The sequence below is a fragment of the Geodermatophilus sp. SYSU D00691 genome (assembly GCF_054050275.1).
This window is the reverse complement of the sequence record NZ_JBJGYZ010000038.1, coordinates 30,614-55,811: the sequence shown is the minus strand read 5'-3', so window position 1 is coordinate 55,811 and position 25,198 is coordinate 30,614. Positions and strand designations below refer to the sequence as shown.

Genomic DNA, 25,198 nt, shown 5'->3' with positions numbered 1-25,198 from the left:
TGTTGTGGGGGAGGCCCGCCCCCCCCCCCCCCCCCCCCCCCCCCCCCCCCCCCCCCCCCCCCCCCCCCCCCCCCCCCCCCCCCCCGGCCAGCGGGGTGAGCGCCGCGAAGGGCAGCAGCAGCAGCGAGGACAGCGGGATCGCCCGGCCCTCGCCCACCAGGCGGGCGAACCGGGCGCCGGTGAACGCCCCGAGCAGCCCGCCGACGGCCCCGGCGGAGAAGACGAACCCGAGCTCGCTCTCCTCCAGCCCGAGGGTCCGGATCGCGAAGAGGACCAGCAGCGCGGTGCTCATCGCCGAGAACAGGTTGGACGTGCCGGTGCAGGCCACGATCCGGCGCAGCAGCGGGTGGCCGACGACGAAGCGGAGCCCCTCGGCGATCTCGACCCGCAGCGGCCGGCGGGCGGCGCGGTCGGGAACCGTGTCGACGTGCCGGATCCGGCCGAGGAACAGCGCCGAGACCAGGAACGACACCGCGTCGACGAGGATCAGCACCGGGGCGCCGAGCACGCGGAGCAGCACGCCGGTGACGCCCGGGCCGGCCACGTGGGCGACGGCGCGGCTGCTCTCCAGCTTGCCGTTGCCGTCGACGATCTGGTCCGGCGCGACCAGCGTGGGCAGGTAGCTCTGGTAGGCGACGTCGAAGAAGACCGTCGCCACACCGGTGACCGCCGCGACGACGAACAGCTGCGCCAGGGACAGCACGTCGAGCCACCAGGCGAGCGGCAGGGTCGCCAGCGCGACCGCGCGGACCAGGTCGTTGACGACGAGCACCCGCTTGCGCCGCCACCGGTCCACCCAGGCGCCGGCCGGCAGGCCGATCACGAGGAACGCCGCCGTCTCCAGCGCGGTGAGCACCCCCATCTCCAGCGGGGTGGCGTCGAGGAGGGTGACGGCCAGGACCGGCAGCGCCACCAGCGTGATCTGGGTGCCGACCTGGCTGACCGTCTCCGCCGCCCACAGCCGGCGGAAGTCGCGGTGCCGCCACAGGCTCTCCGGGGTGCTCACGGCGAGCAGCCTGCGTCGACTGATTGGGAGAAGTCAATCAGTCAGCGGCGTGTCGCCTAGGCTCGGCCCGTGACCGAGCCCGGCCCACCCCTCATCCGCGGGGAGAAGCGGCGGGCCACCGACGCCGAGTACCGGGCCCTCGCCTCCGCCGTCCGGCTGCGCATCCTGCGGCTGTGCCGCGCCGAGGCGCTCACCAACAAGGAGATCGCCGAGCGCCTGGGCCGCAACCCGGCGACGGTGCTGCACCACGTGCGCACGCTGGTCGACACGGGCTTCCTCGCCGCGGAGCCCGTCCGCCGGGGCACCCGCGGCTCTCGGGAGGTGCCCTACCGGGCCACGGGCAAGAGCTGGCTCATGGACGTCGACGACCGGCCGCCCCCGGCGCACGACCCGATCCTCGCCGCCTTCCTCGAGGAGGTGGCCGAGGTGGGGGAGCAGCGGCTGCAGAGCAGCCGCCTCGGCCTGCGGCTGTCGGCCGAGGACCTCGCGCAGTTCCGCCGCCGGCTGCACGCCCTGCTCGACGAGTACGCCCGCCGGCCGGTCGACCCGGAGGGCGAGAAGTGGTCGCTGTACCTCGGGATGCACCCGGAGGCGTGATGCGTTGTACCCGGCGATGACATCTCCCGCACAAACTCAGGTGCCCGCGTCGGACCCCCGTGTCACGCTGGAACCGATGACGACCGCTTCCGAACTCCCCCTCGTCGACGAGCCGGACGACAGCGCCGGCTCCTACGCCCTCGAGGAGCGCAGCGCGCTCCGCCGCGTCGCCGGGCTGTCGACCGAGCTCACCGACGTCACCGAGGTCGAGTACCGCCGGCTGCGCCTCGAGCGCGTCGTGCTGGTCGGGGTCTGGACCGAGGGGACGGCGGCCGACGCCGACCGCTCCCTCGCCGAACTGGCCGCCCTGGCCGAGACCGCCGGCTCCCACGTGCTCGAGGCGGTCAGCCAGCGCCGCTCCACCCCCGACGCCGGCACCTACGTCGGCTCGGGCAAGGCCGCCGAGATCCGCGACATCGTCTCGGCCACCGGCGCCGACACCGTGATCTGCGACGGCGAGCTGACCCCCGGCCAGCTCAACGCCCTGGAGAAGATCCTCAAGGTCAAGGTGGTCGACCGGACCGCGCTGATCCTCGACATCTTCGCCCAGCACGCCACGAGCCGGGAGGGCAAGGCCCAGGTCGAGCTCGCGCAGATGCAGTACATGCTGCCGCGGCTGCGCGGCTGGGGTGAGTCGATGTCCCGGCAGGCCGGTGGCCGGGTCGCCGGCGGTGGCGGCATCGGTACCCGCGGCCCCGGCGAGACCAAGATCGAGACCGACCGGCGGCGGATCCGCGCGCGGATGAGCAAGCTGCGCCGCGAGATAGCCGGCATGTCGACCGCGCGCGCCACGCAGCGGGCCAACCGGGGCCGCAACGCCGTCCCCAGCGTCGCCATCGCGGGCTACACCAACGCCGGCAAGTCCAGCCTGCTCAACCGGCTGACCGGCGCCGGGGTGCTGGTCGAGAACGCGCTGTTCGCCACCCTCGACCCGACGGTCCGCCGGGCCGAGACCGCCGACGGCCGTGAGTACACGCTGACCGACACCGTCGGCTTCGTCCGCCACCTGCCGCACCAGCTCGTCGACGCCTTCCGCTCGACGCTGGAGGAGGTCGCGGCCGCCGACCTGCTCGTGCACGTGGTCGACGGCTCCGACCCCGACCCGCTGGGCCAGATCAACGCCGTGCACACCGTGCTGTCGGAGATCGACGCCTCCGCGGTGCCGGAGCTCATCGTGGTCAACAAGGTCGACGCGATGACCGAGGACGACGTCCTGGCCCTGCGCCAGGCGCTGCCCGGGGCCGTGTGGGTCTCCGCCCGGACCGGGGTGGGCCTCGACCGGCTCCGCGACGAGATCGCGGGGCGGCTGCCGCACCCGGACGTCGACGTCGAGGTGCTGGTGCCCTACGGCCGCGGCGACCTCGTGGCCCGGGTGCACCGCGACGGCGAGGTCCTGTCGGAGCAGCACGAGGCCGGCGGCACACGGCTGACCGCGCGGGTCGACGGCGCCCTCGCCGGCGTCCTCGAGGAGTTCGCGACGCCGATCGCCTGAGCGGCACACGGCACCCGTACGGGTCGATGCAGGTCACGAACGGATCACGGCCCGGTACCGTGAGGCCGTGACGAGCGGCGCGGTGCGGCGGAGGCCCGGGGACGTGTCCGCCGACCCCGGCTCGCCGCCGCAGCCCGTGCGGGTGGTCTCGGTCGGCCGGCCGCCGTGGTGGCTGCTCGGCGTCGCCGCCGTCGTGACGACGGCGGTGACGGTCGACCTGCTCAGCCGCGGCTGGCTGGAGTGGATGGACCTGCGGGTCTCCGAGGTCGTCAGCTCCTGGGGGCTGCGCGACTCCGCCGCCTACTGGCCGGTCTGGGCGGTGACGCAGCTCGGCGGCCGCGGCTTCATCCTGCTCATGCTCGCCGTGCTGGTCGGCTACACGTGCTGGACGCGGCGCACGCTGCTGCCGCTGCTGCGCGTGCTGGTCGCGCTCTTCCTGCTCACCGCGGTCGTCTACAGCTTCAAGTACGGCACCGGCCGGACCGCGCCGGCCTACCCGGGGTCGTTCTTCCACCGGGACGGCGAGTCGTACCCGTCCGGCCACGTGGCCAACGCCGTCCTCATGTGGGGCGTCGCCCGGTGGCAGGCCGTGGAGTTCGGCCTGCCGGCGCCCGTCCAGCGCGCGCTGCGGTGGCTCTCGGTCCTCGGACCGGTCGCCACCGCCGTGGCGATGGTGTCCCTGGACTTCCACTGGGTCACCGACGCCGTCGTCGGGGCGGCCGTGGGCATCCTGCTGCTGGGCGTGGTGCATGCACTCGACGCGACGGTTCTGTCACGCTGGGTTCGTGCCAGAGACGGCCGGCCCGCGTAGTGGCGTGCCCGCGCGCCTGCTGAGGGCCGGCGCGTTCGCCGGCGCGCTCGTGCTCGGCGCCGCCGTCCCGGCCGCGGCCGCCCCCGCCGAGACGCCGCAGGCGGCCACCGACACCGCCGCACCGCAGACGCTGTGCCAGGTGACCGACCCCCGGCTGGCCGAGCTCTCGGGCCTGGTGGTCGTGGGCGACCGCATGGTGGCCCTCGACGACGGCGGCCAGCAGCTCTCCGTCGTCGTCCTCGACACCGCCTGCGCGGTGGTGGAGGTCCGGACCGGTGCGGTGGACCCCTACGACCCCGAGGACCTCGCGGTCGGCGCCGACGGCACCGTCTGGGTGGCCGACATCGGCGACAACCGGCTGGAGCGGCCCTCCGTGGCCGTGCTGGCGCTGCGCCCGGACGGGACCACCGGCGTGTACCGGCTGACCTATCCCGACGGGCCGCACGACGCGGAGTCGCTGCTGCTCGCCCCGGACGGGACGCCGTACCTCGTCACCAAGGAGGTGCTCGGCGCCAGCGGGCTCTACCGGCCCACCGCGCCGCCGGCCGACGGCGGGACCGTGGCGCTGGAGCGGGTGGGCACCGTGACCTTCACGCTGACCGGCACCGAGGGCGGCCCGGTCGGCCGTGCCGGTCAGCTCATGGCGACCGGGGGAGCGGTGTCGCGGGACGGCCGCCTGCTGGCGCTGCGCACCTACACCGACGCCTACGTCTGGCCGCTGAGCGGGTCGGACGTGCCCGGCGCGCTGGCCGGGGAGCCGGTGCGCGTGCCGCTGCCGCCCGCGCCGCAGGGCGAGGCGATCAGCTTCAGCGCGGACGACCGCCAGCTCGTCGTCGCCGGTGAGGGCCTGCCGGGGGACGTGACCGTCGTGCCGACCACGGCCCAGCTCGAGCCGGTGGCCGCCGCGGCGTCGGCGGCGGTCACGGGCGACCCCGCCGGGGGGCCGCCCACGTTCACCGCCGCTCTGGTCGCCGCCGCGGTCGCCACGCTGGTGGTCGGCGTGGGCAGCCTGTTCCGGCGACTCCGGTGGAGCGGGGACTAGCCCCGCCGAGCGGTCAGACCCGGCGCAGGACGGTGACGACCCGGCCGAGGATCGTCGCGTCGTCACCCGGGATGGGCTCGTACGCCGGGTTGTGCGGCAGCAGCCACACGTGCCCGTCGCGGCGCTTGTAGGTCTTGACCGTGGCCTCGCCGTCGATCATGGCCGCGACGATCTCGCCGTTCTCGGCCGTGGGCTGCTGGCGCACGACGACCCAGTCGCCGTCGCAGATCGCGGCCTCGACCATGGAGTCACCGGCGACCTTGAGCATGAACAGCGTGCCGTCGCCGACGAGCTCGCGCGGCAGCGGGAAGACGTCCTCCACGGCCTGCTCGGCGAGCACCGGGCCGCCGGCGGCGATCCGGCCGACGAGGGGGACGTAGGTGGGTGCCGGCACGGCGGTGTCGTCGTTGCCGGTGGCCGCCGCGGCCGGCAGGGACTGCTCGCCGGGCAGCCGCACGTCGAGGGCGCGGGGGCGGTTGGGGTCGCGGCGCAGCCAGCCCTTCTTCTGCAGCACCGAGAGCTGGTGCGCCACGGAGGAGGCCGACGACAGCCCGACCGCCTCGCCGATCTCGCGCACCGAGGGCGGGTAGCCGCGCCGCTCGACGGAGTCGCGGATGACCTCCAGGACGCGGCGCTGCCGCTGGGTGAGCCCGTCGCCGGCCTCGCCGCGGTCGGGGAAGGCGCGCACGGCCGCGGTCCGCTCCTCCGTCGCGGTCCCGGTCGCCCCGGCCGGCTCGCCGGCGCCCGCGGCGCGGCGCCGGGTGCCCGTGCCGCCGTCGCCGGGTGCCCGGCGTCCGCCCGACGTCCCCCTCGTGCTCGCCACGTCTCCTCCTCGCCCGCCGGGCCGGTGCAGCCGTCCCGCGCGTCCGTCGTCGTCGGTAGCAGACGGTAGCGCTGTCGACGCGAACTATCAAACACACGTTCGAAGCCAGGCCGTGTCGGGTCGCTTCTGTCGGCGGCCTCCGGTAGACATCGCACGGACGTTCGATTCGAACACCTGTTCGGGAACGTCGGGGATCCGCAACATCCGGGAGGAGTGGCCGTGGGAAGCGTGCAGCAGGCCGTGCTGGAGTTCGACGAGTCGGTGCAGGCGCCCTGGCGCCCGTCGCTGCGCTCCGTCGCCTGCCCGCCCGAGGTGGCGCGGCCGGCCAGGGCGCCGCAGTCCGCGCCGCGTGCCGGGGCCGGGAGGGCGCCGGCCGCGACCCCGCCGGCCCCCCGGCCCCGCCGGCCCGCGCCGGGCGGGCAGGTCCCCGCCACGGGTCCGGCCGCCCCGGTGCGGCCCGTGCGGGGCGGTGGCTGCACCGCTCCCCCGCGGGCCGCTGCGACGCGCCCGGAGCCGGCCCCGCTCCGGTTGACCCGGCGCGCCCGGCGGATGGCGGTCGCGCTGGCCCTGGGTGCCGGGGTGGCGGTGGGCTCCTGGCTGGGTCCGCTGGTCACCGGCGGCGGCGAGGACGGGCTGCAGCTGGTGGGGGAGAGCCGGGTCGTGGTCCAGCCGGGGGACACGCTGTGGTCCATCGCCGGCGCGGTGGCCGGCGACGAGGACGTCCGCGCCGTCGTCGACGCGCTGCAGCGGGTCAACCACCTCGACGGCACCGAGCTGGTGCCGGGGCAGGTCCTCGAACTGCCGTGAGCGCCGACCGGCCGGGCGCCACCTCCGAGCCGAGCGGGTGCCGCAAGGACACCGACAAGATCGAGGTGCCGACTTCGTCAACCCTCAGTACCCGTAGCTTCACGCTGTGTACTGACTCCGGCGCATACGGTCGTCGCGTGCCAGGCGCCATCGAGAGTCGTGCAGCGGTGTTCACCAGTTCACCCCAGGCCGTCGAGGTCTACTCGGCGGGCGAGTGGCTGCCCGGTTCGCTGCTCGGCTGGCGCCACGACGCCGAGGGCGGGTGCCAGGTGTGGGTGCGGCTCGCCGTGGGCGGCGTCGAGGAGTCGGTGTGGACCGGCCTCGACTGCCTGCGCCTGCCGGAGCGCCACCTGACCGTGGCGCCCGCGCCGGCCGTGAACGCGGTCGCGACCGCCACCGAGGCCGTCGGGGAGGACATGGCCGCGACGCGCAGCATGCGCCTGACCGACGTCTCCGCCACCGGCCCCGCCCGTCGGGGCCGTCCCGCGGCGCCGGGCGCCGCGCGCGCCGGCGCCGTGTCCGACCTGGCCGCCACCCGCGGGTTCCCGGCGGTCCGGGACGACGCCGCCAGCCGGGCGAGCCACCCCGCCGGCCGGCGCCGTCGCGCCGACTCGCGCGTCGTGGGTGAGACGGCCGAGTTCCCGGCGGTCGGTGTGGCCGTGCCCGTCGGTCGGCACCGGGCGCCGGCTTCCCCGTCGGGGTCGGGCCGGCACCGCGCCGCGGACACCGGCGTGCTGGCCGCGGTGATCGAGGAGCCGGTGCGCGTGCCCGCTCCGCGGCTCCCCGAGGTGGTCCCCTCGCCCGAGCCGGACCTGTACACGCGGCCGATGCGCCTGGACGGCGTCGGGCGCGGCGGGTCCGCGCCACGGCCGCGTGCCGCGCACCGGGACGACACCCTCACCGGCGTCTGACGGGCCCGATCCGCGGTACCGGCGTCCCTCCGGGGTCCGCTCGGTGTGCCCCCGGGCCGCCCGTGGCGGGTCACGCAGGATGCGCCCCTACCGCACCGGGCACAACGCGGCGGGCGCGTCGCGCGGCGTGTCGTGTGACTCCTGCGCCGCGTTGTTGCGGCTGGTCACGGCCGAGTCTCGGTGGAACAGAACTCTCGCGGGTCGTCTTGCACATGTAGTGGAGCCCGGCCTAGGGTTCCCCCACATCTAGTAGTTACAGGTCTGTAAGACCGTCCACACCCGATCCTCAGGTTCTCCCCGGGACATCCACCGGATGTCCCCAGGAGAGTCCACAGGACCGGTCCGGGCGGAGGGCCTGGGCGAGCCGCGGGAGGGGGTCGATCACCGTGCGGTGCCCGTTCTGCCACAACCCCGACAGCCGGGTCATCGACTCGCGCGAGGCGGACGAGGGCGCGACCACCCGGCGCCGTCGTTCCTGCCCCGCCTGCGGGCGCCGGTTCACCACCGTCGAGGAGGCGGTGCTCGCCGTCGTCAAGCGCAGCGGGGTGAGCGAGCCGTTCAACCGCAGCAAGGTCGTCGCCGGCGTCCGCCGCGCCTGCCAGGGGCGGCCGGTCGACGAGGCGCAGCTGCAGCAGCTCGCCCAGCAGGTGGAGGACGCCATCCGGGCGACCGGCGCGGCCGAGGTGCCGAGCCAGGAGGTCGGCCTGGCGATCCTGCGCCCGCTGCGGGAGCTCGACGAGGTGGCCTACCTCCGCTTCGCCAGCGTCTACCGCGCGTTCGACTCCCTCGACGACTTCGAGAAGGAGATCACCGAGCTGCGGGCGCGCCACCTGCCCGGCGGCACCCCGCCGCTGCCGGGTCTGCCGCCCGAGGGGCCGCCGATCCGCCGCCGCGGGCGCACCTAGCCCCAGCCGGCGACCCTCCGGCACCGCCGCCGGAAACCGGCCACGACCAGCGAGAACTGTCAGCACCACCCGCTACACACCTGTCAGGGCACCACCGATCGCGGCGCTTCCCCAGCCGCAGCCGCACCAAGGGAGAGCTCCAAGCCATGACCGAGACCGACGACCGCCTGTCCTCCGCCCGCGTCCGCCGCGGGGGCAAGGCGCCTGCCCGGGGGAAGGGCCTGAAGGTCAAGCGGGTCTTCACCACCGCCGGCGTGCACCCCTACGACGAGGTGACGTGGGAACGCCGCGACGTCGTCATGACCAACTGGCGTGACGGCTCGATCAACTTCGAGCAGCGCGGCGTGGAGTTCCCCGCCGAGTGGAGCATCAACGCGACGAACATCGTCACGACGAAGTACTTCCGCGGCGCGGTGGGGACCCCGCAGCGGGAGAGCAGCCTGCGCCAGCTCATCGACCGCGTCGTCCTGACCTACGGCGCCGCCGGTCGCGAGCACGGCTACTTCGCCACCGAGGGCGACGCCGAGATCTTCGAGCACGAGCTGACCTGGATGCTGCTGCACCAGTACTTCAGCTTCAACAGCCCCGTCTGGTTCAACGTCGGCACGAGCGCCCCGCAGCAGGTCAGCGCCTGCTTCATCCTCGCCGTCGACGACACGATGGACTCGATCCTGAACTGGTACCGGGAGGAGGGGCTGATCTTCAAGGGCGGCTCGGGCGCCGGCCTGAACCTCTCCCGCATCCGCTCCTCCAAGGAGCTGCTCTCCTCCGGCGGCACCGCCTCCGGTCCGGTCAGCTTCATGCGCGGCGCCGACGCCTCCGCCGGGACCATCAAGTCCGGTGGCGCCACCCGCCGTGCGGCCAAGATGGTCGTCCTCGACATCGACCACCCCGACATCGAGGAGTTCATCGAGACCAAGGCGCGCGAGGAGGACAAGATCCGCGCGCTGCGCGACGCCGGGTACGACATGGACCTCGGCGGCAAGGACATCACCAGCGTCCAGTACCAGAACGCCAACAACTCCGTCCGCGTCTCCGACGAGTTCATGCGCGCGGTCGAGGAGGGCGCCGAGTTCGGGCTGCGCGGGCGCCTCGACGGCTCGGTCATCGAGACCGTCGACGCCAAGGCGCTGTTCCGCAAGGTCACCCAGGCCGCCTGGGAGTGCGCCGACCCGGGCATCCAGTACGACGACACGATCAACGACTGGCACACCAACCCCGAGACCGGCCGGATCAACGCGTCCAACCCGTGCTCGGAGTACATGAGCCTCGACAACAGCTCGTGCAACCTGGCGTCGCTGAACCTGATGAAGTTCCTGCAGGACGACGGGACCTTCGACAGCAAGCGCTTCGTCAAGGCCGTCGAGCTGGTCATCACGGCGATGGACATCTCCATCTGCTTCGCCGACTTCCCGACCGAGCCGATCGGTGAGACGACGCGGGCCTACCGCCAGCTGGGCATCGGCTACGCCAACCTCGGCGCGCTGCTCATGGCCACCGGCCACGCGTACGACTCGCGCGGTGGCCAGACCCTGGCCGCGGCGATCACCTCGCTGATGACCGGCACCGCCTACCGGCGCTCCGCCGAGCTGGCCGGCATCGTCGGCGCGTACGACGGCTACGCCCGCAACGCCGACGCGCACGCCCGGGTGATGCGCAAGCACGCCGCGGCCAACGACGCCATCCGCCCGGTCGGCGCCGACGACGCCGACGTGCTCAAGGCGGCCACCGCCGAGTGGCAGGAGTGCCTGGCGATCGGCGGCGAGAACGGCTGGCGCAACGCCCAGGCCTCGGTGCTCGCCCCCACCGGCACCATCGGCTTCATGATGGACTGCGACACGACCGGCATCGAGCCGGACTTCTCGCTGGTCAAGTTCAAGAAGCTGGTCGGCGGCGGCTCGATGCAGATCGTCAACCAGACCGTGCCGCGCGCGCTCAAGAGCCTGGGCTACCAGGAGGAGCAGATCGAGGCGATCGTCGAGTACATCGCCGAGCACGGCCACGTGGTCAACGCCCCGAGCCTGCGCCCGGAGCACTACGAGGTCTTCGACTGCGCCATGGGCGAGCGGGCCATCTCGCCGATGGGCCACGTGCGGATGATGGCGGCGGTCCAGCCGTTCATCTCCGGCGCCATCAGCAAGACGGTCAACATGCCGGAGTCGGCCACCGTCGAGGACGTCGAGAACATCTACTTCCAGGGCTGGAAGCTCGGCCTCAAGGCGCTGGCGATCTACCGCGACAACTGCAAGGTCGGCCAGCCGCTGTCCGACGCCAAGGCGAAGAAGGCCGAGACCGAGGTCAAGGTGGAGGCCGCCCCCACGGGGCTGGCGCACCCGGTGCGCAAGCGGCTGCCGAAGAAGCGGACGAGCATGACCACCTCGTTCAGCGTCGCCGGCGCCGAGGGCTACATGACCGCCGGGATGTACGAGGACGGCAGCCTCGGCGAGGTGTTCCTCAAGCTGGGCAAGCAGGGCTCGACCCTGGCCGGTGTCATGGACGCCTTCTCGATCGCGCTGTCCATCGCGCTGCAGCACGGTGTGCCGCTGGAGACCTACATCCAGAAGTTCACCAACATGCGCTTCGAGCCGGCCGGCATGACCGACGACCCGGACATCCGGATCGCCCAGTCGGTGATGGACTACATCTTCCGGCGCCTGGCGCTGGACCACCTGCCGGTCGAGACCCGCGCGACCCTCGGCATCTTCACCGCCGAGGAGCGGGCCGCCCAGGTGTCCGGCTACGGCACCTCCGCGTCGGCCGGCACGGTCGTCGAGGAGGAGGAGGTCGACGTCGAGGCGCTGCGCAGCTCGGTGCCGACCGACGAGCGCAAGCCGGAGCCCGCGAGCGAGAAGCCGGTCAAGGAGGCGCACTCCTCGGCCGAGCTGCTCGAGCTGGTCACCGGCACCGCCACCGACGCGCCGCTGTGCATGACCTGCGGCACGAAGATGCGCCCCGCCGGCAGCTGCTACGTCTGCGAGGGCTGCGGCTCCACCAGCGGCTGCAGCTGACGATGACGGAACCCGCCGGGGCGGCAGCGCGACCTGCCTGACGTCCCGGCGGGCTCGCCGTCCCGTCCGCGGACCCTTCGCCGGTCCGACGCGACACAGAGGTGGTTCCGGCCGCCGTCACGGAGTCCGTGGCGGCGGCCGGACCCTTGTCGGCCCGGCGTCGAGCCGTCAGGGCCGATCCGGCCGTGGCCCTGTCACGTTGCGCACCCGCAGCCGGGTCTGGCCGGGCGACTCATCCGGGGCCTACGTTGGTCCGTCGTGCACGGCCACGGGCGTCTGCACCCGGACCACCGGGAACCCGAGGGGACCTCGATCAGCCCCGGTCGACGATCGGTCGCGCTCGGGATCCTGTGCCTGTGCGCCCTGACCGCGGGCGTCGACCTGACGATCACCAACGTGGCCCTCCCCGCCATCGGCAGGGCCCTCGACGCCGGCACCGACGAGCTGCAGTGGACGGTCGACGCCTACAACATCGTGCTGGCCGGGATGCTCGTGCTCGGCGGTGCGGTGGCCGACCGGCACGGTCGTCGCCGCGTCTTCCTCGCCAGCTACACGCTGTTCGCCGTCGCGTCGCTGGCCGCGGCCGTCAGCCCGTCGACGGCCGCCCTCATCGCGTCACGGGCCGTGATGGGGCTCGGCGCCGCGGGCGTGACGGCACCCGCGCTGGCGATCGTCGCCTCGATGTACCCGCCCGACGAGCGCGGCCGCGCCATCGGGGCGTTCGTGGTGTTCGGCGCCACCGGGCTGGCCGTCGGACCGATCGCCGGCGGGCTGCTGCTCGACCACTTCTGGTGGGGCTCGGTCTTCCTGGTGAACGTGCCGATCGTCGCGGTGGGCGTCCTCGTCGGCGCGCGCACCATCCCCGAGTCACGTGCCCCGGTCGGGGCCGACGGCCGTCGGCCGCGCCTCGACGTCGTGGGGGCGGTGCTGTCGGTCGTCGGGCTCGGCGCTCTGCTCTTCGGCGTCATCGAAGGACCCGGCCGCGGCTGGGCGTCGCCCGTCGTGCCCCTCGCCCTCGGCGCCGGCGTGGCGGCACTCGCCGCGTTCGTGGGGTGGGAGCTCCGCACGAGCGCTCCGCTCTTCGACGTGCGCATCCTGCGGCGCCCGCCCGTCGTGACCGGTGCGGTCACCCTGCTCCTGGCCTACCTGCTGATGAGCTCGTTCCTCTTCCTGACCCCCCAGTACCTCCTGGACGTGCGGGGCGAGTCGATCGTCTCGGTCGGCCTGCTGTTCCTGCCGTTCGCGGTCGTGTTCGGGCTCTGCTCGCTGCAGGCACGGCGGGTCCTCCAGCGGCGGGGCGCCCGGGCCACGATCGCGCTGGGGCTGCTGGTGAGCGCCCTGGCGGTCGCCGTCCTCGCGGTCGGGGGCACCGGGCCGCTCTGGGTCGTGGTGGCCGGCTCCGTCGTCCTCGGCGCCGGCCTGTCGGTGCTCATCGCCCCGCCCTCCACCGTGGTGATGAACAGCCTCCCCGCGGCGCAGGCCGGTGACGGGTCGTCCCTCAACTTCCTCAGCCGGTTCGTGGGCGCGTCGGTCGGGGTGGCGCTCGTCGGGTCCGTCCTGGCGAGCGTCTACGTCCGAGTTCTCGACGCCGCCCTGCCGGCGCTCGCCCCGGCACAGGCGGACCAGGCCCGGGGATCGCTGCAGGGCGCGCTGGAGGTGGCCGGGACGCTGGCGCCGCGAGCCGGCGGTTCCCTGACGAGCGCGGCTCGAGACGCGTTCGACCGCGGCGCCGCCGTCGCCTACGCCGTCGTCGCCGTGCTGGCGGTGCTCGCCGCGGCGGTGGCCTGGTACGCCCTCGGCCGGTCCGGGCGCCACCAGCCATCGGGTTGAGGGACCGTCGCCGACCGCGGGGCGGCCCGCGCCGCGGCCCGCTAGGGACGAGCGCGGCGGGACGCGGGACGTTCGTCGGTGGTCCCGCCGGTCCGCCCCGGCCCACGCTCGCCGGGTCGGCCCCACCTCGAGACGACGGCCCGCGGGACGGCGGCGCACCCCGCCGTCGACCGGACGAGCCCGCACGGCTCACCCGCGGAGTCGCCGGAAGGGACTTCCCGTGGCCACTCCTGTCATCCCGGCCCCCCGCCGCGCCGAGGCCCGCACCGCCGCCCGCACCGTGGACGCGCACAAGATCTACGGCACGGGCACGACCGAGGTGCGTGCACTCGACGGGGTGACCGTCGAGTTCCCCACCGGCGTGTTCACCGCCATCATGGGCCCGTCCGGCTCGGGCAAGTCCACGCTGCTGCACTGCGTCGCCGGCCTGGACTCGCTGACCTCCGGCTCGGCGTTCATCGGCGACGAGGACCTCTCCACCCTCGACGACCACGACCTGACCGTGCTGCGCCGCGACCGGATCGGCTTCGTGTTCCAGTCCTTCAACCTGGTCCCGACCCTGAGCGCCCGCGACAACATCGACCTGCCGATGCGGCTGGCCGGGCGTCCCGGTGACCGCGCCTGGATCGACGAGGTCACCCGGACCCTGGGCATCGCCCACCGGCTCGACGCACGGCCGTCGCAGCTGTCCGGCGGGCAGCAGCAGCGCGTCGCGGTCGCCCGCGCGCTGGCCAACCGCCCCGACATCATCTTCGCCGACGAGCCGACCGGGAACCTGGACTCCAAGGCCGGTGCCGAGGTGCTGCACTTCCTCCGCCAGGCCGTCGACCAGCTCGGCCAGACCATCGTCATGGTCACCCACGACCCGACCGCGGCCAGCGCCGCCGACCGGATCCTGTTCCTCGCCGACGGCCGCGTCGTCGACGAGATGCACGACCCGACGCCGGAGCGGGTGCTCGAGCGGATGAAGCGCTTCGGGGAGTGACCGGCGATGCTGTGGATCACCCTCCGAGGGCTGTTCGCCCACCGGTTCCGGCTGTTCGCCACCGCCCTGGCGATCACCCTCGGCGTCGCGTTCACCGCCGGGACGCTCATCCTCACCGACACCGTCGCCCGCACCTTCGACAACGTGATGGGCGAGGTGTACTCCGGCGTCGACGCCGTCGTCCGCGGCGAGGAGCAGTTCGAGGGTCCGATGAACACGGGCGCGCAGCGCCCCCGCGTGGACGAGGCACTCGTCGACGAGGTGCGCCGGGTCGACGGCGTCCTCGCGGCCGAGGGCTCCGTGACGGGCTACGCGCGCCTCACCACCGCGACCGGCGAGGCCATCGGCGACCCGGCCGGCAGCGGCCCCGCGATCGGGCTCACCTGGTCCGACGACGAGCGCATCAACCCGCTCGTCGTCACCGGGGGCCGGGCGCCGAGGTCGGCCGACGAGATCGTCGTCGACGCCCCGAGCCTCGAGACGTCGGGGCTCGACCTCGGCGACCGCATGACCGTGCTCGTCCAGGCCGGTCCGGTGCAGAGGACCGTCGTCGGGACCATCGCCTTCGGCAACGCGGAGACCATCGGCGGCGCCACCATGGCGGCCTTCCACCCGAGCGCCGCGCAAGAGCTGCTGGCCGAACCCGGGAAGTGGGACGAGATCTCCGTCGTGGCCGAGGACGGCGTGTCGCAGGAGACCCTCACCGCGCGGCTGGCCGACGTCCTCCCGACCGGCGTGGAGGCGGTCACCGGCTCCACCGTCACCGAGGAGAACCAGCAGTTCGCCCGCGACGCGATGTCGTTCTTCACCTACTTCATGAACTTCTTCGCGGTCGTGGCGCTGCTGGTGGGCGCGTTCATGATCTTCAACACCTTCTCCATCACCGTGGCGCAGCGGACCCGGCAGAACGGCCTGCTGCGCGCGCTCGGCGCCACCAGCCGGCAGGTGCTGGGCATGGTGCTGATCGAGGCCCTGGTCGTCGGCGTGCTCGCGTCCGTGCTCGGCCTGCTTGCGGGCTTCGGCATCGCCACCGGCCTCAAGGCGCTGCTGGACGCCCTCGGCTTCGGCATCCCGGCCGGTGGGCTGGTGTTCGCGCCGCGCACCGTGCTCGTCTCGCTGGCGGCCGGCATCCTCGTGACGCTGTTCGCCGCGATCTCGCCGGCACGCAAGGCCGGCCGGGTGCCGCCCATCGCCGCGATGTCGTCGGAGACCGGGGGCAGCGCCGGGTACGGCTCCCTCTCCCGCGTCGTCGTCGGCGGCATCTCGCTGGCCGCCGGTCTCGCCGCGACGCTCACCGGGCTGTTCGCCGACGTCGGCAACCGGTGGCTGGTCATCGGTCTCGGCTGCGCCGGCGTCTTCCTCGGGGTGTACGTCCTGGGCCGGACCGTCTCGCTGCCGCTGAGCCGTGTCATCGGCGCGCCACTGCGGCGGGTGCGCGGCGTCCCCGGGGAGCTCGCCGGCGAGAACGCGATGCGCAACCCCAAGCGCACGGCGGCCGCCGGCACCGCGCTCATGCTCGGGGTCGGCATCGTGGTGATCATCAACATCTTCGTCGCCTCGACCAAGGCGACCGTGGACGACGGCATCGACCGCGCGTTCGCCGCCGACCTCGTGGTCGACTCCGGCGCGAGCCTCGACGGCGGCGTCGACCCGTCCCTGGCGGCGCGGCTGGGCGAGCTGCCCGAAGTGGCGGCGGTGACCGGGCTGCGGGTCGCGCCGGTCGAGCTGGACGGGGAGACAGCGCTGCTCGGAGCGGTCGACCCGGCCACCGCGTTCGGCCTGCTGGACCTGCAGCCGCAGCAGGGCACTCCCGAGGACCTGCTGGCGCCCGGCACCATCGCCGTCCTCGACGAGACGGCCCGGGAGGAGGGCCTGCGGATCGGCTCGACGGTGCCCGTGGTGTTCCCGGACACCGGTCCCCAGGAGCTGACCGTCGCGATGGTCTACGGCGAGGAGCTCGAGGCGAACGGGCCGATCGGGACCTACGTCATCGGCACCCCCACCCACGCCGCCAACGTGGCCGACGACGTCGACTGGAAGGTCGTCGTCAAGAAGGCCCCGGACGTCGGCCTGGCCGAGGCGCGGGCCGCGGTGGACGAGGTGGCCGCCACCTACCCGGGGGCCGAGGTGATGGACGAGTCGGAGTTCGCCGAGTCCATCTACGCGCCGCTGGACCCGTTGATGGCACTGGTCTACGCGCTGCTGGGCCTGGCGATCGTCATCGCGCTGCTGGGCATCGGCAACACGCTCGCGCTCTCGATCGTGGAGCGCACCCACGAGATCGGGCTGCTGCGGGCGGTCGGCATGACCCGCGGCCAGCTGCGTGCCACGATCCGGTGGGAGTCGGTCATCATCGCGGTCCAGGGGACGCTGGTCGGGCTGGTGCTGGGCCTGTTCCTCGGCTGGGCGCTGACGACCGCGCTGGCCGACGACGGCCTCGACGTCTTCGACGTCCCCTGGACGACGCTCGCGGCCGTGGTCGTGCTCGCCGGCCTGGCCGGCATGCTCGCCGCGGTGCTGCCGAGCCGGCGCGCCGCCAGCCTCGACATCCTGCGCGCCGTGCACGCGGAGTAGGGGCGCTCGCGCGGGAGAGAGGCGGCCCCGTGTCTCCTCTCCCGCGGGTGACGTGCGGACCCCGGCCGGGGGCCAGGCTGCTCGGGTATGTCGTTCTCCGAGGTGATGGAGCGCGTCGCCCAAGCGTTCGAGGCCCTCGGCGCGCTCGTGCTGCTCGGTGGGCTGGTCGTCGCCGTCGTGCTCGCCGGGCGGTCCTGGCGCCACGCCCACGACGGCCGGCGGGCCTACCGGGTGCTCCGGGAGTCGTTCGGCGCCGTCATCCTGCTCGGCCTGGAGATCCTGGTCGCGGCCGACCTGGTGCGCACCGTCGTCGTCGCGCCGACCGCGGAGAACGTCCTCGTCCTGGGCGCGATCGTGCTGATCCGGACGGTCCTCAGCTTCTCCCTCGAGATCGAGATCGAGGGCGTCGCCCCGTGGCGGCGTGCCTTGGTCAGCGGTGCCGGCCGGCTGCGCGCGACCGCGCGGCAGGCCACGGAGGAGGCGGCGGCCCGGGACGACGGGCTGCGGCCGGGTTGACCGGCGCTCACTCCGGGTGGTTCCCCCCGCCGACGGTGAAGGGGGAGTGGACGCCCTCGTAGGCCAGGTGCAGCACCATGCCGTTGGTCGCGTGGTCGAGGTCGTGGCAGTGCGCCAGCCAGATGCCCGGGTTGTCGGCCACCAGCAGCACCTCCCACACCTCTCCCGGTCGGACGTCGAAGGTGTCCAGCTCCAGGGGGCTGCCCCGCACCGGCACCCCGTCGCGGGCCAGCACCCGCACGTGGTGGCCGTGCGGGTGCATCGGGTGGGTCTCCGTGCCGCGGTTGACCACCGTCAGCCGCACCCGCTCGCCCTCCCGCACCGTCAGCGGCGCCACGTCGGGGTAGGCCGCGCCGTTCACCGTCCACGCGTAGCCGGGCAGGCCGTCGAGGAAGCGCAGCTGCCGGTCGAGGACGACGGTCAGCTCGCGGTCGGCCGCAGCCGGTGGCGGGCCCGGCGTCCCGTAGCCCAGCAGGTCCAGCTCCGGCCCGTCGGCGAACGGGGCGTCACCGCCGCCGTCGTCGCCCGGGGGCGTCAGCACCAGGCCGGTCGCCGGCGTCCCCTCGATGCCCAGCCGCACGGCGGCGCCCGGCATGGTGAGCGCGACGTCGTACCGGCTCCCGGCGGGGATCCGCAGCACCTCCCCGGTCACCTGCTCCGGCCCGGTCAGGTCGCGGCCGTCGACCGCGACCACCCGGAACGGCGCGCCCGCCAGCGACAGCCGGTGCGGCTCGCTGTCGGTGTTGAGCAGCCGCAGCCGCACCCGCTCACCGGGCGGCACCTCCCGGTGGTCGACCAGGTCGGTCGCCCCGAGGAGCACGACGCCGTCGATCGTGTGCACCGGCAGGGTGAGCTCGGTGCCGCCGTCCCCGCCCGGCGGCCGGACGACGAACGCCCCGTACAGGCCCCGCTGCACGCCGGCCGCCGACTCCTGGTGGGTGTGGTACCAGTACGTCCCCGGCTCGTCGGCCACGAAGCGGTAGGTCGTCGTCCCCCCGGGCGGCACCGCGTCCTGGGTGACCCCCGCGACGCCGTCCTCGCCGTTGGGCACGTCGTAGCCGTGCCAGTGCAGCGTCACCCCCGCCGCCACGTCGCGGTTGCGGAGCTCCACCTCCACGAGGTCCCCGACCTCCGCCTCCAGCAGGGGACCGGGCAGCGACCCGAAGGTCCACGCGTCGACGGTGCGGCCCGACGGCAGCTCGACCGCCTGCTGCCGCGCGGTGAGCACCGCCCGGCGCGGCGGCCCCGGAGCGTCGGCGGGGGTCCGCAGCCCGGCCACCGACACCCCACCGGCGCCGTGGCCGCCGTGGCCGCCGTGCCCGCCGTCGCCCGACCGGACCGCCGCGGCGGTGGCCGGCACCGCGACCACCAGCACGCCGACCGTCACGAGCGCACCCACGAGCAGCCCCCGCGCCCGGCCGCCGAGCACGACGCCCGCGACCGCGGTGGCCGTCGCCACCACGGCCACCACCGCGGCCGCGGTCCCGGCCCGGACCGGCACGCCCACCAGCGCCCACGCCGCCACGCCCGCGGCCGCCCCGAAACCCGTCGCGAGCAGCGCCACCCGGCCGGCGACCGGCACCGGCCGGCCGCGCAGCACCGCCGGGCCGGCGAGCGCCACCGCCGCCACCGCCGGCAGGCCGACGAGCGGCACGGTCAGCAGCACGTCCTCCTGCACGAACCACCAGCTCCGCGCGCCCAGCGCGACCACGACGGCGATCCGCGCGGCGACCAGCAGCACGCCCGCCACGAGCAGGGCCGGCAGGAGCGGCCGGCGCGCCCCGCCGACCAGGACTGCCGCCGCCAGCCAGACGACGGCGAGCAGGACGGCGAGCCCTAGGTCGAGGGCGAGCAGCGCGGTGGTGCTCACGACCGGGCGAGGGCGCGGGCGCGGCGCAGGAGCAGCAGCGTCACGGTGAGGATCGCCAGCCCGTTCACCGCGTGCAGGCCCAGCACGACCTGACCGGCCACGTTCGTCCGCTCCTGCGTGGACCCGGTCACCGCGGCCACGAGGAACAGCAGCGTCTGGCCGACCAGCAGCCCCAGCGGCAGGGCGCTGAACCCGACCAGCCGGCCGGGCGCCCGAGCGAGAGCCGCGGCGCCGATCACCAGCAGGCACAGCAGCGGTAGCACGGCGCGGCCGTTGACCAGGTGCAGCACGAACTGCGAGTCGTTCTCCGGCGCGGTGAAGACGGCGAACGCCGCGAAGTAGAACTGCGCGACCACGGCGACCGCGAGCAACCCCACCAGGACGACGAACGCCTTGCGGGCGCCGGGACGGGTGCGCGCAGCGGTCGGGCGGGTCTCGGTGTCGGTCATCGCGGCCTCCTCGGGATTCGGCTGGCCGGCGACGCTAGGTCGCCGTCCGGGCCGCCGGAACCCGGCCGGCCGGGGGTGGGCCCTGCGGCGGGCCGCCGTACCGCCCGGGGGCTGACCTCCTGGTCGGGCGTGCCCCGCGCCCCGACAATGGCGCGATGCGGGCCGTTCGCTGGACGCTCGTGCTGGTCGGCGGGGCCGCGCTCGTCGGGGCCCTCGTCTGGGACGTCGTGCGCGGCGACCCGGGCCACGTCGTCTGGTTGATGCTCGGCCCGGCGCCCTTCTTCCTCGTCGGACTGCTGGCCCTCCGCCCCGAGACCCGCGCGCTGCAGTGGCTGCTGGCCGCGGGCACCTTCTTCGCGCTCGACGTCCTCCTCGGCGACCTCGTCCTGCCCGCCGTCCACGGCACCGCCGCCGCACCGACGGTGGCGCTGGTGCGCGACCTGGTGGGGCTCGTCTCGGTGGGCGCGGCCGTCGGGATGGTCGCGCTGTACCCGAGCGGCCGCGTGGAGGGCCGGCTGGAGCGGTGGGTGCTGGGCGCCCTGCTCGCCGCCTCCGCGCTGGTGCCGCTCGCGACGGCGCTGAGCCGGCCGACCCTGCCCGTCGGCCTGTACGACGACCCGGGGACGCCGCCGGTGCCCAGCCCGCTGCACGTGCCGGCGCTGGCCCCGGCGGCGCCGGTGGTCGACGTGCTCCGCGCCACCTGGCTGGGCTGGGTGCTGGTCGCGGTCGTGCTGCTGGCCCGGCGGTACCACCACGCCGCGCCGCCGGTCCGCCGGCAGACCCGGCTGGTGCTCATCAGCTGGGCCGCGGCGTTCGGACTGGTCTGGCTGCCGTCGGTGGTGGTCCTCCGGTTCGCCCCGGAGGGCGTGCTGACGACCGTCGTGGTCGGAGTCCTGTGGTTCGGCACGCTCGTGCTGGCCCTCGGGGCGCAGGTGGTCCCGCTGGTCTCCGACGGTGTGCTGGGGATCGACGCTCCCGCCCGGCGGCGCGCCGTCCGCCGGGCGCTCGGTGCGCTGATCATGCTGACCCTCGCGGGGGTCGCCGTCGCCGCCGGGCTGGTGCTCGCCCGGGTCGCCGGCCCCGTCGCGGGGGTGGTCGGTGCGGTCGCGGTGGCGCTGGGCTGCCTGCCGCTGCGGCGCCGGGCCGAGGTCGCCGTCGACCGCTGGGTGCTCGGTTCCCGCCTCGACGGCTACACGTTGCTCAGCCGGTTCGGCGACGCGCTGGCCCGGGTCACCGGCCCCCAGCAGCTGCTCGACGAGCTGGCCACCACCGTCTGGCGGGGGCTGGACCTCACGTGGGTGACCGTGCGGCTCGAACCCGAGGGCACCGAGGCCGCCGCCGGGTTGCCGGCCGAGCGCCGCGGCGCGCCCGACGTCGTCGTCCCGATGCGGCTGGGTGCCGCGACGCTGGGCAGCATCAGCTGCGGGCCCCGCCGGGACGGGCCGCTGCTGCCCGAGGACCGCCGCTCGCTGGGCTACCTGGCCGGGCAGGCCGCCGCCGTCGTCCACGCGCTGCACCTCACCGCGCAGCTGTCCCGGCAGGCCGGCGAGCTGGCCGCCTCGCGGCACCGCGTGGTGGCCGGCCAGGACGCCGAGCGGCGCCGGATCCAGCGCGACCTGCACGACGGCGTGCAGCAGGAGGTCGTCGCCGTCTCGGCCAAGGTCAGCCTCGCCCGGCAGCGGCTGCAGCGGGGCGACCCCGGGGTGGAGGGCGTCCTCACCGAGCTCCAGCAGGACGTCGGGGCGCTGCTGCGGGAGGTCCGCGAGGTGGCGCACGCCATCCACCCGCCCGTGCTGGCAGACCAGGGACTGCTGGAGGCGGTCGAGGCGCAGGCCACCCGGCTGCCGCTCGCCGTCCGGGTGCGAGCCGACCCCGCGCTGCGCGCCGGCCGGCTGCCCGCGCAGGTGGAGACGACCGCCTGGTACGGCGTCGCCGAGGCGCTGTCCAACGTCGTCAAGTACGCCGACGCCGAGCAGGTGGTCGTCTCGCTGCAGCGCCCCGACGGCCACCTGCGGGTGGTGGTCGAGGACGACGGGCGCGGCTTCGCCCCCGACCGGCCGCGCGGGCTGGGCCTGGCCGGCCTGGCCGACCGCCTCGACGTCCTCGGCGGGACGCTCACCGTGCGCAGCGCCCCCGGGGCCGGGACGGCGGTGTGCATGGAGATCCCCGTGCCGGAGACCGCCGATGCCTGACCGGCTGCGGGTCGTGATGGCCGACGACAGCTACCTCGTCCGCGAGGGCGTGCGGCGCCTGCTCGAGGACTCCGGGGAGGTCGAGGTGCTGGCCGCGGTCGGCTCGGCGGTCGAGCTGCTCGACGCGGTGGAGCGCCTGGGGCCGCAGTCGGTGCTCAGCGACATCCGGATGCCCGCGCAGGGGCCGGGCGGCGCAGGGCGGGCGATGGAGGGCATCGACGCGGCGCACGCCATCAAGGCCGCGCACCCCGACGTCGGCGTCGTGATCCTGTCGCAGTACGCCGAGGAGGCCTACGCCTACGAGCTGTTCCGCGACGGCACCCACGGCCTGGCGTACCTGCTCAAGGACCGCATCGGCGACGTCGCCACCCTGCTCGGCACCCTGCGCGAGGTCGCCGCTGGCGGTTCGGTGGTGGACCCGCTGGTGGTCGAGGCGCTGGTCACCCGCCGGGCGCGGCTGCGCGACTCGGCGCTGCGCCGCCTCACCCCCCGCGAGCTGGACGTGCTGCGCGAGATGGCCCAGGGCCAGGGCAACGCCGGCATCGCCACCGCCCTCGGCGTCTCGGAGTCCTCCGTCGAGAAGCACGTGAACGCGATCTTCGCCAAGCTCGGGCTCGCCACCGAGCCGCTGCGGCACCGGCGGGTCACCGCCGTGCTGACCTTCCTGCGGGAGTCGGGTGCGGCCCGCAGCGGTCAGGACGACGGGGCGGGGTAGCCGGCCCGGGCCGCGCCGGGGGTCGCCCCGGCCACCCGCTTGTAGGCGCGGGCGAAGGCGGTCTCGGACTCGTACCCGAGGTGCCGCGCCAGCTCGCCCACCCGTGCTCCGCGGGCGAGGGCGGTGGCCGCGACGTGCATGCGCCAGCGCGTCACGTACCGCATCGCCGGCTCGCCGGCGAGCTCGGTGAACCGGGCGGCGAACGCCGACCGGGACATCCGGGCCTCGCGGGCCAGCCGGTCGAGCGTCCAGTCGGCGCCCGGGTCCTGGTGGACCAGCGCGACCACCCGCCCGATCTGCGGGTCGCGCAGCGCCCGCAGCCAGCCCGGGCCAGTGCCGCCGGTCTCCAGCCACGCCCGGATGGCCTGGATGACGACGACGTCGGCCAGCCGGGTGACGACGGCCTCCGCGCCCGGGCGGTCGTGGCGCACCTCGTCGGCGAGCAGCCCGAGCACCACCGGCAGCCAGCCGGAGTGGGCGGCGTCGCGGCCGGAGAGGACGAGCACCGGCGGCAGCAGGTCCAGCACGTGCGCCGCCCCCGGCCGGTCGATCTCGAGCACGCCGCAGAACATCCCGGTGGCCGAGCCGCCGCCGTCGAGCCGCAACACCGAGTAGTGCTCGGCGAGGAAGTCCTGCGGCAGCAGATCGGCGCGGCCGGCGATCGGCGCCCCGGGTCCGCTGCGCAGCAGGTGCCCCCGGCCGTGCGGCACCAGCGCGAGGTCACCGGCGGCGAGGGTGTGCGCGGCGTCCCCGACCTCCAGCCGGCAGGTGCCCTCGGTGATCACGTGGAAGCTCAGGCACCCGTCGAGGGCCGGCATCTCCACGCCCCAGGGCGCCGTCCCCTCGGCCCGGCAGTAGAACGTGCCGCGCATGCGCAGGTCGGCGAGCACCCCGCCGAGGGGGTCGTTCGCGCGCCAGGGCGCCTCCGCAGCGGTCACCGCCCCACTGTCCCGCCGCGGTCCGCCGTCCGTCCAGACCGCCTGGACGAACGGCGTGGGAATCCGGACGGCCACGCCTACCCTGCCCCGCCGATCGTCCGCAGGCTGGGGACAGTCGGCGACAGGCGCCGGCGGTGGAGGGGAGAGGTCATGCGAGTTCTGGTCGTGGGAGCCACCGGCGGATCCGGCCGGGCGGCGGTCGAGGCGCTGGTCGCGCAGGGGCACGAGGTGACGGCCCTCGTGCGGCGGGCGGCGGAGTTCCCGGCCGGCGTCCGCACCCTGACCGGCGACGTCACGGTCGCCGCGGACGTCGACCGCGCGGTGCGGGGGCAGGACGCCGTCCTGGTGACCCTGGGGATCGCCGAGAACGCGCTGCGGGTGCGGCTGCGCGGCAGCGCGGGGACGCCGATGGACGTCCGGTCGCGCGGCACCGGGGTGGTCGTGGCCGCGATGCGGGCGCACGGGGTCCGCCGGCTGGTCGTGCAGTCGTCCTACGGCGTGGGACCGACGCGCGACCGGCTGCCGCTGTCGGACCGGCTGGCGTTCGCCCTGCTGCTGCGCCCCCAGATCGACGACACCGAGCGGCAGGAGCGCCTGGTCCGCGACAGCGGGCTGGACTGGACGCTGGTGCAGCCGGTCCACCTGACCGACGGCGACCAGGCCGCGACCTGGTCGACCGACGCCGGTCCCGAGCCCCTGGCGATCGAGGGCATGAAGGTGTCCCGGCGCGCGATCGGCGGGGTCCTGGCCGACGTCCTGGCGGACACCGGGCTCGCCGGCCGCACGGTGGCGGTCTCGGGAGCGCCGGTCCCCGTCCCCGCCTGAGACCAGCTCAGGACGACGGGTCGCGGTCGGGGTAGCGGGCGCGGGCCAGGGCGTACACACCGAAGGCGGCGAACCCGGCCGCCACCCCGGTGAGCAGCCACGGTCCGCCCCGCACCCCGGCGATCACCGTCATCGCGCCGTCCAGGCCGGTCGCGGTGGAGACGTCGGCCGACGCGGCCGCCTGCCACAGCAGCACCCCGACCAGCCCGAACGCCAGTCCCTTGGCGACGTAGCCGACCCGGCCGATCGTCTCGATCCACGGCTCGAGGCGGTCGGGCGCGGCGGGCAGGTCGATGTCCTTCATGAAGCCGCCGGTGAACCCCCGCACCAGGGTGTACAGCCCGACGGCGACCACGAGGACGGCGACGGCGATCACCACCACCGCCCCGCCCGGGACGTCGAGCGTCTCGTCGGTGAGCTCGCGCAGCCGCTCGTCGGCCTCGTACTCCGCGCCGACGGCGAACAGCAGCGCGGTGACCCCGAGGACGGCGTAGACGGCGGCCTTGGCCAGGCACTTGGCGCAGACGAAGGCGGTCCGCCCCCGGTGGGCCGGGTCGAGCAGGCCGCGCCACCACAGCAGCACCTCGCCGGCCTGCCACAGCGCCAGCGCGAGCATGCCGAGGCCGATCAGCCACAGCAGGACCAGCCCGCCGGGGGAGCCCGCGACCGTCTGCAGGGCTCCGGTCTGGTCGGCGTCGGTGCGGTCGGTGCCGAACGCCAGCTGCACCGCCAGCCACCCGATCAGCAGGTGCATGACGCCGTAGGCGACCAGGCCCACCCGGGCGACCGCCTCCAGCACGGGGTGGTCGGTGACCTCGCGGGCGTGCTCGACCAGCCGGTGCACCCGGTCGAGCAGCGAGCGCGCGGCGGAGGTCACCGCGCCGATGGTGGGGGAGCCGCCG

General features: G+C 75.1%; 21 protein-coding genes. 15 read left to right on the top strand and 6 right to left on the bottom strand.

Going from position 1 to position 25,198, the window contains the following annotated elements; genetic code table 11:
• Window positions 1-1,006, bottom strand: a 1,006-nt coding sequence (locus ACI797_RS23105; protein ID WP_456861809.1) for an MFS transporter, incomplete at its 3' end; no start/stop codon positions are given.
• A gap of 69 nt (window positions 1,007-1,075) precedes the next feature.
• On the opposite strand from ACI797_RS23105, the gene ACI797_RS23100 reads away from it, so the two are divergent.
• From ACI797_RS23100 to ACI797_RS23085, 4 genes are all read left to right on the top strand, one after another.
• Window positions 1,076-1,603, top strand: a complete 528-nt coding sequence (locus ACI797_RS23100) for an ArsR/SmtB family transcription factor (protein WP_456861807.1) — start codon at window positions 1,076-1,078, stop codon at window positions 1,601-1,603.
• 76 nt (window positions 1,604-1,679) lie between these two features.
• Window positions 1,680-3,095 (top strand): GTPase HflX, encoded by a 1,416-nt coding sequence (hflX, locus tag ACI797_RS23095; protein WP_456861805.1) that lies wholly within the window; start codon window positions 1,680-1,682, stop codon window positions 3,093-3,095.
• A 67-nt stretch (window positions 3,096-3,162) separates the two neighbouring features.
• Window positions 3,163-3,906 carry a phosphatase PAP2 family protein gene (locus ACI797_RS23090; protein ID WP_456861803.1) on the top strand — a complete coding sequence of 248 codons (744 nt, stop codon included), beginning with the start codon at window positions 3,163-3,165 and terminating at the stop codon, window positions 3,904-3,906.
• Window positions 3,907-3,910: 4 nt separating this feature from the next.
• On the top strand, window positions 3,911-4,948 hold the full coding sequence (locus ACI797_RS23085; protein WP_456861801.1) for a hypothetical protein: 1,038 nt from the start codon (window positions 3,911-3,913) through the stop codon (window positions 4,946-4,948).
• A 13-nt stretch (window positions 4,949-4,961) separates the two neighbouring features.
• Here the strand turns inward: ACI797_RS23085 and lexA are convergent, their stop codons facing one another.
• On the bottom strand, window positions 4,962-5,771 hold the full coding sequence (gene lexA / locus ACI797_RS23080; protein ID WP_456861799.1) for a transcriptional repressor LexA: 810 nt from the start codon (window positions 5,769-5,771) through the stop codon (window positions 4,962-4,964).
• Window positions 5,772-5,990: 219 nt separating this feature from the next.
• On the opposite strand from lexA, the gene ACI797_RS23075 reads away from it, so the two are divergent.
• From ACI797_RS23075 to ACI797_RS23040, 8 genes are all read left to right on the top strand, one after another.
• Window positions 5,991-6,578 carry a LysM peptidoglycan-binding domain-containing protein gene (locus ACI797_RS23075; protein ID WP_456861797.1) on the top strand — a complete coding sequence of 196 codons (588 nt, stop codon included), beginning with the start codon at window positions 5,991-5,993 and terminating at the stop codon, window positions 6,576-6,578.
• 137 nt (window positions 6,579-6,715) lie between these two features.
• The gene (locus ACI797_RS23070) at window positions 6,716-7,489 is read left to right on the top strand and encodes a hypothetical protein (RefSeq protein ID WP_456861794.1); all 774 of its coding nucleotides are present in this window, start codon (window positions 6,716-6,718) and stop codon (window positions 7,487-7,489) included.
• Window positions 7,490-7,875: 386 nt separating this feature from the next.
• The gene (nrdR, locus tag ACI797_RS23065) at window positions 7,876-8,394 is read left to right on the top strand and encodes a transcriptional regulator NrdR (protein ID WP_456861792.1); all 519 of its coding nucleotides are present in this window, start codon (window positions 7,876-7,878) and stop codon (window positions 8,392-8,394) included.
• Between the two features lie 146 nt (window positions 8,395-8,540).
• A complete protein-coding gene (locus ACI797_RS23060; RefSeq protein ID WP_456861790.1) occupies window positions 8,541-11,402 on the top strand; it encodes a vitamin B12-dependent ribonucleotide reductase in 2,862 nt (953 codons plus the stop codon).
• A gap of 258 nt (window positions 11,403-11,660) precedes the next feature.
• Window positions 11,661-13,232 (top strand): MFS transporter, encoded by a 1,572-nt coding sequence (locus tag ACI797_RS23055; RefSeq protein ID WP_456861788.1) that lies wholly within the window; start codon window positions 11,661-11,663, stop codon window positions 13,230-13,232.
• A gap of 220 nt (window positions 13,233-13,452) precedes the next feature.
• Entirely contained in the window at window positions 13,453-14,217 is a 765-nt protein-coding gene (locus ACI797_RS23050; RefSeq protein ID WP_456861786.1) for an ABC transporter ATP-binding protein, read from the top strand.
• A 6-nt stretch (window positions 14,218-14,223) separates the two neighbouring features.
• Window positions 14,224-16,791, top strand: a complete 2,568-nt coding sequence (locus tag ACI797_RS23045; protein WP_456861784.1) for an ABC transporter permease — start codon at window positions 14,224-14,226, stop codon at window positions 16,789-16,791.
• Window positions 16,792-16,878: 87 nt separating this feature from the next.
• A complete protein-coding gene (locus tag ACI797_RS23040; protein ID WP_456861782.1) occupies window positions 16,879-17,307 on the top strand; it encodes a DUF1622 domain-containing protein in 429 nt (142 codons plus the stop codon).
• Between the two features lie 7 nt (window positions 17,308-17,314).
• On the opposite strand, the gene ACI797_RS23035 is transcribed toward ACI797_RS23040, so the two are convergent.
• Both ACI797_RS23035 and ACI797_RS23030 read right to left on the bottom strand, forming a co-directional pair.
• Entirely contained in the window at window positions 17,315-19,177 is a 1,863-nt protein-coding gene (locus ACI797_RS23035; RefSeq protein WP_456861780.1) for a multicopper oxidase family protein, read from the bottom strand.
• The gene (locus ACI797_RS23030) at window positions 19,174-19,626 is read right to left on the bottom strand and encodes a DUF6220 domain-containing protein (RefSeq protein WP_456861778.1); all 453 of its coding nucleotides are present in this window, start codon (window positions 19,624-19,626) and stop codon (window positions 19,174-19,176) included. Before ACI797_RS23030 ends, ACI797_RS23035 begins: the two co-directional genes overlap by 4 nt.
• A 155-nt stretch (window positions 19,627-19,781) precedes the next feature.
• Here ACI797_RS23030 and ACI797_RS23025 point away from each other — a divergent pair, with 155 nt between their 5' ends.
• Together ACI797_RS23025 and ACI797_RS23020 are read left to right on the top strand one after the other, a co-directional pair.
• Window positions 19,782-21,818, top strand: coding sequence for a sensor histidine kinase (locus tag ACI797_RS23025; RefSeq protein WP_456861776.1), 2,037 nt, complete (start codon window positions 19,782-19,784; stop codon window positions 21,816-21,818).
• Window positions 21,811-22,533, top strand: coding sequence for a LuxR C-terminal-related transcriptional regulator (locus ACI797_RS23020; protein ID WP_456542498.1), 723 nt, complete (start codon window positions 21,811-21,813; stop codon window positions 22,531-22,533). The genes ACI797_RS23025 and ACI797_RS23020 overlap by 8 nt, the downstream gene beginning before the upstream one ends.
• Here ACI797_RS23020 and ACI797_RS23015 read toward each other — a convergent pair.
• Complete coding sequence (locus tag ACI797_RS23015; RefSeq protein ID WP_456861774.1) at window positions 22,512-23,471, bottom strand: AraC family transcriptional regulator; 960 nt, start codon at window positions 23,469-23,471, stop codon at window positions 22,512-22,514. The genes ACI797_RS23020 and ACI797_RS23015 overlap by 22 nt on opposite strands.
• A gap of 150 nt (window positions 23,472-23,621) precedes the next feature.
• Here ACI797_RS23015 and ACI797_RS23010 point away from each other — a divergent pair, with 150 nt between their 5' ends.
• Window positions 23,622-24,296: an NAD(P)-dependent oxidoreductase gene (locus ACI797_RS23010; protein ID WP_456861772.1), complete on the top strand. Its 675-nt coding sequence runs from the start codon at window positions 23,622-23,624 to the stop codon at window positions 24,294-24,296.
• A 7-nt stretch (window positions 24,297-24,303) separates the two neighbouring features.
• Here the strand turns inward: ACI797_RS23010 and ACI797_RS23005 are convergent, their stop codons facing one another.
• Window positions 24,304-25,173, bottom strand: a complete 870-nt coding sequence (locus ACI797_RS23005; RefSeq protein WP_456542501.1) for a DUF1206 domain-containing protein — start codon at window positions 25,171-25,173, stop codon at window positions 24,304-24,306.
• Window positions 25,174-25,198 lie beyond the last annotated feature (25 nt).

Excerpts from the sequence above, each read along its gene's own strand:
- hflX (WP_456861805.1), top strand. The coding sequence starts at position 1,680 with ATGACGACCGCTTCCGAACTCCCCCTCGTCGACGAGCCGGACGACAGC.
- ACI797_RS23060 (WP_456861790.1), top strand. The coding sequence starts at position 8,541 with ATGACCGAGACCGACGACCGCCTGTCCTCCGCCCGCGTCCGCCGCGGG.
- ACI797_RS23045 (WP_456861784.1), top strand. The coding sequence starts at position 14,224 with ATGCTGTGGATCACCCTCCGAGGGCTGTTCGCCCACCGGTTCCGGCTG.
- ACI797_RS23040 (WP_456861782.1), top strand. The coding sequence starts at position 16,879 with ATGTCGTTCTCCGAGGTGATGGAGCGCGTCGCCCAAGCGTTCGAGGCC.
- ACI797_RS23030 (WP_456861778.1), bottom strand. The coding sequence starts at position 19,626 with ATGACCGACACCGAGACCCGCCCGACCGCTGCGCGCACCCGTCCCGGC.
- ACI797_RS23025 (WP_456861776.1), top strand. The coding sequence starts at position 19,782 with ATGCGGGCCGTTCGCTGGACGCTCGTGCTGGTCGGCGGGGCCGCGCTC.
- ACI797_RS23020 (WP_456542498.1), top strand. The coding sequence starts at position 21,811 with ATGCCTGACCGGCTGCGGGTCGTGATGGCCGACGACAGCTACCTCGTC.
- ACI797_RS23010 (WP_456861772.1), top strand. The coding sequence starts at position 23,622 with ATGCGAGTTCTGGTCGTGGGAGCCACCGGCGGATCCGGCCGGGCGGCG.